At 43.3% G+C, this 13,148-nt stretch carries 14 protein-coding genes; 4 read left to right on the top strand and 10 right to left on the bottom strand.

From position 1 onward, the window contains the following. Positions 1–84: 84 nt before the first annotated feature. Complete coding sequence (locus C170_RS09990) at positions 85–1,107, bottom strand: ABC transporter substrate-binding protein (protein ID WP_017689009.1); 1,023 nt, start codon at positions 1,105–1,107, stop codon at positions 85–87. Positions 1,108–1,350: 243 nt separating this feature from the next. Here C170_RS09990 and C170_RS09995 point away from each other — a divergent pair, with 243 nt between their 5' ends. Genes C170_RS09995 through C170_RS10005 form a run of 3 tightly spaced genes read left to right on the top strand, consistent with a single transcriptional unit; the run spans position 1,351 to position 5,715 of the window. After that, on the top strand, positions 1,351–3,162 hold the full coding sequence (locus C170_RS09995) for a cache domain-containing sensor histidine kinase (RefSeq protein ID WP_036609096.1): 1,812 nt from the start codon (positions 1,351–1,353) through the stop codon (positions 3,160–3,162). A 5-nt stretch (positions 3,163–3,167) separates the two neighbouring features. Further along, a complete protein-coding gene (locus C170_RS10000) occupies positions 3,168–4,757 on the top strand; it encodes a response regulator (protein ID WP_235200752.1) in 1,590 nt (529 codons plus the stop codon). Further along, entirely contained in the window at positions 4,750–5,715 is a 966-nt protein-coding gene (locus C170_RS10005) for a sugar ABC transporter substrate-binding protein (RefSeq protein ID WP_036609098.1), read from the top strand. The genes C170_RS10000 and C170_RS10005 overlap by 8 nt, the downstream gene beginning before the upstream one ends. 135 nt (positions 5,716–5,850) lie before the next feature. On the opposite strand, the gene C170_RS10010 is transcribed toward C170_RS10005, so the two are convergent. The 7 genes from C170_RS10010 to C170_RS10045 form a co-directional block, all read right to left on the bottom strand. Then, positions 5,851–6,375, bottom strand: coding sequence for a GNAT family N-acetyltransferase (locus C170_RS10010; RefSeq protein ID WP_036609100.1), 525 nt, complete (start codon positions 6,373–6,375; stop codon positions 5,851–5,853). 38 nt (positions 6,376–6,413) lie between these two features. Beyond that, on the bottom strand, positions 6,414–6,737 hold the full coding sequence (locus tag C170_RS10015) for a hypothetical protein (RefSeq protein ID WP_036609102.1): 324 nt from the start codon (positions 6,735–6,737) through the stop codon (positions 6,414–6,416). 45 nt (positions 6,738–6,782) lie between these two features. Beyond that, positions 6,783–7,229, bottom strand: coding sequence for a GNAT family N-acetyltransferase (locus C170_RS10020; RefSeq protein ID WP_076318577.1), 447 nt, complete (start codon positions 7,227–7,229; stop codon positions 6,783–6,785). Positions 7,230–7,409: 180 nt separating this feature from the next. After that, positions 7,410–8,252, bottom strand: a complete 843-nt coding sequence (locus C170_RS10025; protein WP_162158965.1) for a phosphotransferase family protein — start codon at positions 8,250–8,252, stop codon at positions 7,410–7,412. Between the two features lie 59 nt (positions 8,253–8,311). Then, a complete protein-coding gene (locus C170_RS10030) occupies positions 8,312–9,244 on the bottom strand; it encodes a hypothetical protein (RefSeq protein WP_036609106.1) in 933 nt (310 codons plus the stop codon). A 34-nt stretch (positions 9,245–9,278) separates the two neighbouring features. Beyond that, positions 9,279–10,106, bottom strand: a complete 828-nt coding sequence (locus tag C170_RS10035; protein ID WP_036609108.1) for a methyltransferase domain-containing protein — start codon at positions 10,104–10,106, stop codon at positions 9,279–9,281. Between the two features lie 277 nt (positions 10,107–10,383). Continuing rightward, complete coding sequence (locus C170_RS10045; RefSeq protein WP_051447113.1) at positions 10,384–10,851, bottom strand: rRNA adenine N-6-methyltransferase family protein; 468 nt, start codon at positions 10,849–10,851, stop codon at positions 10,384–10,386. Positions 10,852–11,008: 157 nt separating this feature from the next. Here C170_RS10045 and C170_RS10050 point away from each other — a divergent pair, with 157 nt between their 5' ends. Further along, a complete protein-coding gene (locus C170_RS10050; RefSeq protein ID WP_036609111.1) occupies positions 11,009–11,458 on the top strand; it encodes a DUF1569 domain-containing protein in 450 nt (149 codons plus the stop codon). Positions 11,459–11,564: 106 nt separating this feature from the next. Here C170_RS10050 and C170_RS10055 read toward each other — a convergent pair whose 3' ends face one another. Then, entirely contained in the window at positions 11,565–12,146 is a 582-nt protein-coding gene (locus tag C170_RS10055) for an HAD-IA family hydrolase (RefSeq protein WP_036609112.1), read from the bottom strand. A 48-nt stretch (positions 12,147–12,194) separates the two neighbouring features. Beyond that, positions 12,195–13,130, bottom strand: a complete 936-nt coding sequence (locus tag C170_RS10060) for an acetamidase/formamidase family protein (protein WP_036609114.1) — start codon at positions 13,128–13,130, stop codon at positions 12,195–12,197. Between the last annotated feature and the right edge of the window lie 18 nt (positions 13,131–13,148).

The following is a 13,148-nucleotide window of genomic DNA, read 5'->3' on the forward strand; positions in this document are numbered from 1 at the left end:
ATAACCCTCTCCTTTGTTATGGAAAAAAGTCATTTAGCGACAGCCTGGTCGAAAAATGACTTTTCGGTGTTATACGAATCTGCTTTAATATTCACGTGTTGGCAATGCTTCTTTGGCTTGCTCCGATGTGAAGGTCGTCTCATCCGTAACGATTCGGGGTTCGATGTCTTTCCCGTCCACTACCGATTGAACCGCTTCCATTAATTGAGGTCCTAACAACGGATTACATTCAACGATAAAGTTGATTTTGCCATCAGCAGCAGCCTGCATACCATCCTTCACGGCATCCACAGAGATAATGGTAATATCTACGCCTGGTTTCAATCCTGCCGCTTCAATGGCCTGGATTGCCCCAAGTGCCATATCGTCATTATGTGCATAGAGAACATCTATTTTTTTATGTGCTTTGAGGAAAGCTTGCATGACTTCTTTGCCTTTGGCACGTGTAAAGTCACCCGATTGTGAAGCAATCACTTTAAGCTTCGAATTGGAAGCAATCAATTCCATAAAGCCCTCTTGACGGTCATTCGCTGGTGCGGAGCCTGTTGTACCCTGCAGCTCAACAATGTTGATTTCGTCTTGTGTGTCCTTGTATTGGTCACTAAGCCACTGACCTGCTTTGCGTCCTTCTTCTACAAAGTCGGAACCAATAAAGGTTTTGTAGAGGGTTTTATCCGGCGAATCCACAGCACGGTCCGTCAAAATCACGGGAATTCCTGCATCCTTCGCTTCCTTCAATACGGTATCCCAACCGGATTCTACAACAGGGGAAAAAGCAATCACCGTCACCTTCTGTTGTATGAAGGATCGCAAAGCTTTAATTTGATTTTCCTGCTTCTGCTGCGCATCGGAGAATTTCAAATCATAACCCGCTTCTTTGGCTGAATCCTGAATCGACTTGGTATTCGCCGAACGCCAGCCACTCTCCGCACCAACCTGCGAAAAACCAAGCGTAATTGTTTTGGCGCTGGCAGGTGTACTGCCATTCCCACTCGTTGAAGTTTCATTATCGGAGCCTGCTCCTCCATTGGTACTGCTACATGCCGTGCTGACCAGCATCACCATAGCCAATGTTATGGCAAGTCCCCACTTTTTTTTGGTTCGCATGTTGTGATCCTCCCTTTTTTCGTTTCACCTTGTGGTGTGACCACATTATAGAACGCTTTCATTCCAAGCTTATATGGAGTCTCATACTTTATTTATGTAATAATTTAGTAATTTCAAAGAATGAAGTTTAAAAAGTGTAATTTCTTTGTTTAATTGTGTAGTATTTAGCGATTCTCTTACATATTAGAAAATCATGTTATACTAATGATACATTTTTGATCCCTTCAGATGGAGTGGAAAACGTTGAAACTCATTCAATGGATTGCTTCAAGCCTCAGGCTTAAATTACTCAGCATGTTTATCATCCTCAGTTCAGTACCACTGATCGTGGTTGGATTGATTTCTTACCACAAATCCTATACGGTCGTATCCAATCATAACAAGGCCTCGACACAGCTGGTTGCCGACCAGCTTGCTAGGAACATTGACATCTTGTTTGAGGATACGGAACGGCTACTCGAACTGGGCAAGAACCCGCAAGTGCTTCAATACTTGTATTCTCAATCGGAGTCCTACCCGGAAGCCAAAGCCATCCTTCAGACATACAATCTTTATCGGGAAACCTACAAGTATGACAAGGTACTTAATATCTCATTCGTGAATTTCTATGGAAAAGGCATAAGTGAACGAAAAGGCGTGTTCAAGCTGGAACGAAATCCGCTGCGTAACCCGTACTTCAAGTATCTGATACAGTATCCGGATGCCATTCTGCGCATCCCTCATTCTGCAGCCTATGCCGAATATAACAGGCTGGATGGGTTTGCTTACCCTAAACAGAATGCGCTTTCAATTATAACCACGGTCAAAGAGCGAATTACGCATGAGGTCATCGGGTTCATAGTGATTGATTTGAATGATTCATTCATTGATGATTTTTTGACGAATACCCCCATTAAGGATTCCGGTTTTTTCTATATTAGTGATCAATACGGAAATACACTCTTCAGGCCGGATGTCACCCCGGCATCCATAACCATGATGGATCAGATCCGATCGGTCCCTTTACATCTACAGCACGACAGCTTTATCCTGTCTGCAGGATCCAAACCCCAGTTTGTTGTATACAGCACCTCAAAACAGACCGGATGGAAAATGATCGGGGTAGCTCCTTATCAGGAAATCATTGCAGAGGCCAATAGCATTCGCCAATTGATCATCATTACGGTTTTGTTAAGTGCTTTCTTTGCGATATCGTTATATTTTTTCCTGAATAACCGACTGATTCTTCCCATCCGAATTCTGATGAACAAGATGCGTAAAGCTGCAAACGGTTACTTGGAAGCCAAAGTCACACCACATGGCTCAGACGAAATTGCTGATCTGGGCAAAAGTTTCAATGTGATGCTGGATAAGCTCAAAATGCTAATCGAAAAGAGCATTCGAGAGAATGAACAGGTGAAAATAGCTGAACTACGTACGTTGCAAGCTCAAATCAACCCTCATTTCCTGTATAACACGTTGGAATCCATCCTATGGATGGCTGAAGCAGAGAAAAAAGAAAATGTAATCAAACTTGTGCAGGCCCTCTCGAAGTTCTTTCGTTTGAGTCTGAACAAAGGATTCGACTGGGTATCCATTCAAACCGAGCTTGAACATGCGCGGAGTTACTTGGTTATTCAACAGATGAGGTACCACGATATTCTCACCTACGAGATCAGCGTTGATCGTGAGCTTCAGGATTATCCCATTTTGAAGATGACGCTGCAGCCCCTGATTGAAAACGCGCTCTACCATGGGATCAAGAACAAACGCGGTCAAGGGCTGATATCCATACACGGATATGTAGAGGACAATAGCATCATTCTCACCGTACAGGACAACGGAATTGGCATGTCTGCGGATCGATTGGCACAATTACGTGAAGAGCTGGAGAAGCCGGCCGGTTCCCGTTCACCCCAAGATGACGAGCAGGAAGGCGGATTTGGTCTGCTCAATGTACATCACCGGATTCGACTCTATTTTGGACCAGCTTATGGCGTTGAAATGGAAAGTACCTATATGGAAGGCAGCACATTTATGATTCGTATCCCCAAAAGCAAGGAGGTTAACCGTTGAAAAAGGTGATGATTGTGGATGACGAAATTGGAATTCGGGAGAATATACGGAGCTGCATCGATTGGGAAAAGGAAGGTTTTCACTATTGCGGGGATGCACCCGACGGCGAGCTTGCGTTACCTTTAATTCATGAATGGGCTCCGGATATTCTGATTACGGATATCAAAATGCCATTTATGAACGGATTGGAACTGACCTCCATCGTTCGCACTCAACAACCTGATATCAAAATCATTATCATGAGCGGTCATGATGAATTCAGTTATGCCCAGGAGGCTATCCGACTTGGTGTGACCGAGTACTGTCTAAAGCCCATTAGTGCAGCAGAGCTAATCCAAATGCTTCATAAGGTCAGCAAACAAATGGATGAAGAACATCAACGCATGACAAACCGAACGATCACCAAAGAAAAACTGCTGGCCGATCTGTGCGGAGGACTCATCGGTACAACCGATGCGATTGAATCAGCCAAACTACTCTCACTTCCACTCTCGGCCCGGTATTATACAATTGTCATTATCGACGTTCGATTAACAGATGACTCCCGGGACCCGGAATCGCTGATGAAGAAACTGCTTCCCATACTGGAGGAAACTCGTGATCCCCACGTCGAACTTCTTCCTTATATTCGAAGCCGGACCGAGTTGGTGCTTCTGCTCAAGTATCACTCCGATGACAGCATATCCGTATATCTGGAGCAGCTTCGCGGGCGGGTTCGTATGGAACTTGAGCATACGTTCAAATGTAATATTATTCTGGGCATTGGCAGTCAACAGGAGCGGCTGCAAGGAATTCATGTCTCGTATCTGGAAGCGGAGGAGGATAAATATATTACCCGGCTCACCCTTCAGAACAGAGCTTCTCTACGTGAAAATAACCTGGATGAGCAAACGACTCTTTTTCTCGACAGGAATTCGTTTCTTGAATTTCTCAAAATCGGCAGCCCCAATCAGCGTGACCATTTTGTGGAGGAGTTTGCCGCTCCATTACAATCCTTCGACTGGAAGTCCTCCTCGTATGGCTTCTATCTGTTGAATGATCTTACGCTGGAGTCGTTTCGGCTCGCGAATCAGTTGTTCCGCATGAGTGACCATTCGGATGAGAACATTACTTCCCTACAACAGACGATTCGGAAGATTACGTGCTGGGAGGATTGCACCCAATATCTGTGCTCCCTGCTTAACTTGTTATGGCAGAGAAGAGCAGCCTGCTCCGGTAAATACAGTGATGTCATTGATCAGGTGAAAGCCTATGTATCCCGTGAATACAATAACGAACAGGTCTCGTTGAAGATGATTTCTGCACACGTCAGAATCAGTCCAAGTCATCTAAGCAAGATTTTTAGTCAGGAAACTGGTCAAACGATAACGGAGTATCTAACCCAGATTCGAATCGGCAAAGCCAAGGAGCTGCTGAAAACAACCAACAACAAAACCTTTGAGATTGCTTACAAAGTTGGTTACAATGACTCTCACTATTTTTCTAATATATTCAAGAAAACAACAGGTTTTACGCCAAGAGAATACCGCACTCAAGGAACCGAGGAATCGCAGGCCAGATCATCAGATATGAGAAAAGAGCCACTGTATGAATAAAGCCAGATTTGCACTTTTACTTACACTAATACTGCTGTTTCCGATGATCATTTCATCCGGTTCGGCACACATTCGCCCACAGCAGATGGCTGCAACACTTCCTGCAACTTCACCTGTAGAGAAATCTACAGCGAGCAAAACTTTCGGTATTATCTATCCAATGACGTATCCAACCTATGAGATGATCACGAAGGATGCAACGGAGTATGCAGGGAAACACAATATCACGTTAATTGTAAATGCACCTGATGAAGCCAATACCGAACAACAGATCCGTATCATGGAGAATATGATCAAACAGCATGTGGACGGGATAGCTATATCTCCTGTGGATGCTGCTGCACTTACACCCGTTATTGATGCAGCCCAAGCTGCAGGTATTCCTGTCATTACATTTGAGTCAGATGTCCCATCCAGTCATCGAATCGCTTATGTGGGCGCCGATAACTATCGCACTGGCCAGCAGTTCGCGATGACGACTACACGACTCCTGCATAATCAAGGCATGATTCTTGTCGAGAATGGTTTGGAGGAGATGCAAGGTTTGCAGCAGCGGCTTAATGGATTCATTGATTACATCCGCAGTGAAACAGACATCGAGATCTTGGAAGTTCGTTATCATCAAGGGAATGAAGATCAAGCCATGTCCGATATGGAGAACATGATTCAGGCTCACCCTCACTTCAATGCAATTATCGGGCTCGATTTTGTTTCTGTCTCTGCCTCTACCCTGATCTGGAAAGCAAAAGGTCTTAACCGGCATTTAATCGCGTTCGGTGATAGCCCGACTAGTGAAAACGGGTTGCTCAACGGTCAATTGTCTGCCGTTATTTCGCAGAATGAAGGAGTCTGGGGTGCCAAAATGATGGAGACCCTGTTACTCGCTAGCGACAGTGTGCCTGTGAAGGAATTTATTGATACGGGGATCATTGAAATAAATCAGGAAGGAAGCAATTAAGGGGATGTCCGCCTGTCATTCTGATGACTGGAGGACATCCCCATCTAAATTTCCGTTCACGTAGTTATTACATCCGTTCATCGAGGTGTTTCTCAAGAAAGATGACTCTCAAGTATGATGATCGCTTTTGAGAATTCATTTTTTCCATTCGTTTTCTAATATGCTCATTTCGATTAGATTCCAGAATGTATCTTCATATCTTCTCGCATCACGAATAAGTCCCTCTTGTACAAAGCCCGCTTTTTCATAACATCGGATGGCTGAGACATTAAAATCAAATACGCCCAGACTGATCCGGTGTAACTTCTCCTCTTCAAATCCAATTCGAAGTGCCTCATCGATCATTTGCTTCCCATAACCTTTACCCTGATACGGCTCGCCAAGTAGCACCTTACCGATACGCCCTGAACGATTATATCGATCGATACCGCCAAGAGCAATATGACCCACAATCTCCTGAGTTGATTCATCCATCACTTTATAAATGAACTTATTTGAAGTGTTCTTATCATTGGCACCATGCAAATAATCCGATAGCTGCTCTCTGGAAAGTGGATAATGGAACTGAGGGCCTGCCCACTGGAGCAAAAATGCTTCATCCCCACTCCATTCGATCAGTTGATCAAAATCTTCCGGTTCAAAGTATTGGAATGTAATCATGTGTATCCGCCCCTTCTTTTTTTATGTCATATCATAACCTATTTCAGTTCTCTTGTGTCGTCATAATTATGAGTTTCATCAAACGCTCTGTTTCTTATATTCATTTCACGAATGTAGTTTCTGACAACATTCATTGTACTAATTAAACAGATAACTCCACCTAAAATGCATATCGCGCCTATCCAATAATTCAGTACAAAATCCACTTGATAAGCACTCGAATCATAACTGCCAGCTGCTGCTGACTGGAATGCTGCATACCCTAGCTTGGGAATCACCTCTTCAATCATTTTCGAAATTGTAATAATCATAATTCCTAACATGATAAAGAGTAATGAGAAAATAATGTGTACACGCTTCAAAGACAAGTTACCTCCTTTACAATCCACATCGCGTGTGTTTGGGCACTACTTGCATCTTAGAAGCCGAACGACTTCGCCATCAATCAGCCCTTCACTTACGCTGTGAAAACCAAGTGATTCATACAGATTTCCGGCGATACCATTTTCCGGCCTGTGTCCAATCATGATGCGTTTGCAATTCAGCGATTCTTTCATTAGATCAATCAACTTCCTAAGCGCTTCTCTTCCATAACCTCTGCCCTGATATTTTGTATCTATCATTAGAGCAAGAAGCCAGTAGTTATCCTCATGATCGGGCTTATCTGAGTACACAGCAAAACCAACCAGATCCGAATCATAATAGATGGCCATGGGTCGAAAATCGGTCACGACCTTGGATTCAGCAATCCAATATACAACTGGCGCGGGAAAACTTTTTCTCTGCTCTTCAGTTACATCCAGTTGGGTGCAAGCATACCAATTATCCACCGACACACTTTTTAATTGAATCATAAATTGAAACTCCTCCTAGTGAAAATTACACAGAGGAATCCCACTGAAGACTTCCTTGGGTCCTCTGCGCTAGACAAAAACACCTCTTGCAACTTCATTTCTTCTACTCGGATTCGTATTGTTTCTCATATCACATCACTCCTCTCACGTATATCTCAGCGTTTCAACGAAATTTCACGATTAAGACTTGTTAAAGCTCGCTTGCAGTGTCCATTCTAATCTGCGGAGCCATTCCCTATGTACATCTGGATGAGCATTCTTGATTCGGTGCATGATCTGTATTACTTTGGATGTGGAATATGCCCGAATTAGATCATTTGTTACATCAATATTTGTACGTTCTGTATATGCATTTAAGAAGACTTCTGACAGATCCTTTGCCATGTGAGGGTAATGAAGATGCACAAACCAGACCACCCATGCGATATCAAACAACGGATTGCCCCATCCTGCCCACTCCCAGTCCAAAATGAACATTGAATCGTTGGATAACATGACATTATGTGGTCCGTAATCTCCGTGAATCAGAGTTTGCTCCCCATGATCGGAAATGTCCAACACTTCTTTTACCATGCTTTTGATTCCGGAGGGTACAAACTCAAGTTCCTCCACATCATTAGCGGACTTCGTTATGACTGGCAGCTCTGCTTCGCAGTCACCTCGTTTGATTGTGTGCACGTCTCTGGCGAGATATATACCAAGTTGCTCATAAATTTTCCTGCCTTGGTCACGTCCATCTTGATCCAGCAGCCTCTGTGCGTTTATTCCTGGAACATAATCCATCATAACAAACAGCCAGTTTTCTTTTTCAAAGCAATCATGCACTCGCGGAGTCACGCCAGAATGATTTAACAACCTTAGCGCGCTTATTTCTGTCCTTGCATCTGTATTTTCTACATGATAGATTTTAGCAATCATCTGCGGATCAGTTCCCTCAAGTAAAAGGGTCGTATTGGTATAACCACCTGTTAGTTTAACAATGTTCACATTCGGAAATCTGTTTAACAAGATGTCATGGTTCACTTCATGCATTCCTTCTTTCTTAGTCCTTGAAGTTCAGTCCTCTTTTAGACAAACTCAACCTAATCTTTGATCTCTGAAAGCATAGGGCTATGTTTAATCAGTTCAGCGATTTTAAAAGATTTATTGGCACCTAACACTTCCCTAACAGCTTCAAGCCCCTCTGACTTCCAGACCGAACAGACATATTTAGAAAAAGCATACCCATTCAAAGCATATCCATTGTCCTGTAGCCGTCTGAATAACCCCACACTTTCCTCTACCTTTTCAATATCTGTCAAAATACATGCCAGATTGTTCATCGCGATGTGAACATCTCTCTGTGAGTTACTGGATGAATTCAATTGTCTCCAGCTACCTACAACTTCCTGATTTTTTATTTGATCTAATGCTGACCAGTCGATCTTGTTTATCAAATTCAGCGTTTCATCCAGAAGCAGATTTACTTCTCTAACCTCCCCAACATGATGCAGATAGGCCAGACGCTGTTTGTTGTATGTAATTCGGGCAAAAAGAATATTGGACCATGTCTCATCTTCTTGTATAAGCTGGTTCATATTTTCAAGCACACTGTCCATTTCACTGTATCTCTCCAAAACCCAAAGCGAACCACCCAAAGCCCGATGGCTCTCGAATCGAACACCTCGGTTGGTATCCAACTTCGGGGCATAATCGCAAGCATATTGGTACCAATCCATCCAATGATCAAAGTAGTTCCCCAGAGATAACGACAACGCTTGTGTCGAATCCGAAACGATCCAGTGTAACTGCTCCGGGGCGAGATTTTCTTTTCCCCATTTGAAGAATTTCCGGTGATTGGCATAAAGCGGTTCCGGCTCCCTTAACACGGCATAACCATCTGAAACGTTCCAGTAGACCCAGCCCTGTTCATTAACAGATAATGGTCTGGATTGTTCATAGTTTTTCAGTAACTCAATCATACCCTGATGATCCCCTCGAACTACTAATTCCTGAAAAGAATGAACGATATTCATCCCCACCCTCCGTCCCTAATTAGTTTCAACCCAGCTATGTCAATGGCTTCGTGCCGCAAGCTGTAATGAAATTCATCATGGCATAAGCTTCCGGCGAATGATTTATCGCTTCAGAAGCTTGTTGCAGCTGAGCAAATTCCTCCGAACTGATCACACCTTTTTCAGCAAAATGTACAAAACGATTAAGATTAAACTGGTGCTTAAACCCTTCTATGCCTAACAGATCACTATGTTGAAGGACAGAATCAATGTCAACATCGATGTATCCGCTCTCAGAAAGGAGACGCGGCAGACTTCTGCCAATTAAGCGATTACCACCGTGTTGTGCTACATAGTCCGAAATTTTCATTAATACCGTATGCAAAGCAGGAACATCAGGATTCACTGCTCCAAAAACGCCGTCATCCACATCAATAATGGCAAGACGGCCGCCAGGCTTCAGTACACGATATATCTCTTGTGCAGCTTCGTCAGGATTGTTCAAGTGAAGAAAGATCAGTCTTGCCACGACAAAATCAAAAGAATCATCAGGCAGATCCATCTGGTAGATGGAAGACTCTACAAATTGCAATCGCGTGGAAGGAATATCTTTCAGCCGTTCTTTGGCTTGTGCTTGCAATGAACGATCAATCTCAAGCGAGGTAAGCTCGCTGTCTGGCAGACTGTTCAATAATTGCTCTGTAATGTAACCTGGTCCGCTTCCGACCTCCAATACACGCATTCCATTTTTCAAACCATACCATTCTAGATTTCGGAATTCTTTGGACCACCCCATTATCGCCTGCATCTTTAACCTCTCTAATTCCTCTTGTAAACTTAACACTGCCGTTTGGATACTGTATGTTGAACGTGGATCACTCATATATTCTCTCCTGTTCTTCTGTGGAAAAATAAAAACATATATCCTTAGACCTTTTTCTTCCCTAGAAAAAGAGCAACCTTATGTTGTTTCTCTATCGTTCCACCTGCAGCATCAATGGAAAGTTTGATTCGCTCTAGAAGTGAACGCCGAACATCAATAGAAAGCTGCTGATGTTTGGAATTGGTATTTAATAAAGCGACATATTCTTCGCTGGAGCAAGTCTGTATCCAGTTATACTCCTTAACCTCAATATCCGTGAACAAGCCGGATTTTTCTGTTATTTCTTTACGCTCCTGGATAACTTCATCTGGCGAAGGATAGTGCGAATCATCCAGAAAAGTCCAATGCCGCCTGTATTCTCTAGCAATTCCCAAGCCCGGTGGTAACCAACTTCCGGATCAATGAAGTGAAAGGCCGTTCCTGACATAATCAATTGAAATCGCTTTCCTTCGTTATTCCAGTCCTCAAAGGAAGTGTTGATTATTTGAATCGATGGATAGGACTTGAATTTGTCTGCGGTGAACTGTGCCAAGTTGCTGCCTAATTCAATACACGTGATGTTTGTATAGTCCTTGCTCACCAATCCGCCAGTGGCCTGCCCCGTTCCGCAGCCAATCTCAAGAATGGAATCCTCTTTATTAAGATTCAGATATGTAAAAATATCATCAAACATTTCACTCGGATAGACGGGTCTATATCGTTCATATTCATCTGCTACGAGATTAAACGTTTCCTTATTTTCCAAGTTCGCATCCTCCGATTTCAGTTGTGGTTTTCCAATAATACATTGACTAAACTTACCATATCTTATTATTCTTGATAGTAAGAGGATAAACCTTTCAATAAGAGAATGATGATAGTTTAAGTTCAAATTTTATATCCTAGAGGACTGAGGTGTTCTTGTGAAAAGTATATTTGATACGATCAATGCTGCTGAAATTACAGAGCGCATGGCTCAACTTAGTGAAAAATCCATCCCTGAATGGGGCACGATGCAGGTCTCTCAAATGCTGGCTCACTGTTCAGCATTTCATGATATCCCCTTAGGAAATGCTTTTCCACCTAGAGGATTACTTGGGAGACTTATAGGACGGTTCGCAAAACCAATGTTTTATAATGACAAGCCCTTGCCCCATAATATGTCTACGATCCCGACAATCATTATTGATGATCAACGACAGTTTATAGAAGAAAAAGAAAAGCTTGAGCAGCAGATTAATATCTTTCAACAAGGTGCTTCAGAAAAATTCTCCCGCCACCCCCATCCCTTCTTCGGAAAATTAACAGCCGAGCAATGGGGTAAAGGCATATACAAGCATTTAGATCATCATCTAAAGCAATTTGGAGTTTAGCGGTTATGCACGGTGTGCCAGTTATGCATGCTGTTCTATTATTCCTTTCATTGACTGACGAGTTCAGCATGTAATATCCGGAACTTATTGGTTTCTGGATTACATTCTAAATTAGCAATGACTCAACTTCATTAACCCAATCTCCTTCTTCGTCAGCCAGTAAAGTCCTCCAACCAAGTAGTTTAGCAGAATGTAAATTTTTCTCTTGATCATCTATAAATAGAACCTCTTCTCCAGCTGCCAGGAGGGTTTTGACCCGTTGGTATATCTCAATCTCAGGTTTGCATAAACCCACTTGATTAGAGATGGTTACACTTTTGGTAAATGAGAATAAACGGCTCAGATTCGGCTCAATCCATTCCTTACAATGATTGCTGAGTAGATGGAGATCTGCGAACTCACTCCATCGCTCAAGGTATTGAGCGGCTGGTAAGGGAACAATCGAATTGTATAAGATGTCCTTCGCTCGGCTTATTGATAATTCAGGATACATCTCCTTCAACGATTGACAGAACTCTTCTTCCCTCATCATTCCTGTCCAGAGCTTTCGTTTGATTCCTGCAAAATGTACTTTCAAAGATTCTGCCGATAGGTTGGTTTCCTCACTCATATCTTTCCAGCACGTCAACGACATATTACTTAACAAAACCCCTGCGATATCTAAAACGATCTGTGGTCTGCCTTTCATTTTATCGACCCCCGAGTTCAACTAATACGACGTATAACAGTCCTTAAGTCACTTAAAAGCGTCATGCGGAAGGACAGCATGTACACCCTTAACGCCATTCACAATTTGGGTGATACGCAGGTCAATTACCGCGCTTCCAAGTGCAATCGCTTCCACTCGTTCTAGTCCGTACAACTCACCCATCAGATTGAGCATCCCATCTAATGCTTCAACCGTAGCCTCATTCAGATCTTCATGAAAACCGAAGGTAATCCAGCCGGATGGCGTATGTGCACGAGGATTGGTCAAAATCATATCATCAATCACATTAAGCGTGACATCCACCACTTTCATCGGACATTCAATGGCCTGACAGCTGACTTCACCGTCTCCCTGCCGTGCATGACCATCACCAATCGCGAGATAACCCCCGTCTACGGGGATAGGTAAATATAATTTACTTCCCTGCACCAGTTCCTTGCAGTCGATGTTCCCTCCACAATAGCGAGGCGGCCAAGTCGTATGAATTCCACCTGACTCTGGCGGCATGCCCACTACACCCATAAACGGCGAGAGAGATACAGTGAAGGACTTTCCTTTTATTTCACAGCTTCCACTCATCGTTCGGCGATCAAGTGTCCAGTTCAGCGACAGTTCTTCAACCTCTGTTAGATGTAACTTCTGGTTCTGCCAGTTCGGATATCCGCCAGCGGAAGTAAACCCGTAACTCCCGGGTACGATCTCATTGAAAATAATCTCCAACGTCTGTCCTTGCTTCGCCTCATCGATATAGATCGGACCGATTAAGGCATGACCTCCATCTTTTTCACCTTGACGATCAAAAGGTTTCATGCGTTCCACATAACTCACACCTGTTCCCCAGCCCGCATCCAGCGTCTGAAAACGAATGGAATCACCAGATTTCACGCTCAAAATGGGGGTTACCTCATTGGTAAATGAACCGATCAGATTTTCCTGAGTTAATTCAATCGTATGACTACTCACTACAATCCCTCCCTGGTT

The sequence above is a fragment of the Paenibacillus sp. FSL H7-689 genome (genome assembly GCF_000517905.1).
GTDB classification, from domain to species: Bacteria; Bacillota; Bacilli; order Paenibacillales; family Paenibacillaceae; genus Paenibacillus; species Paenibacillus amylolyticus.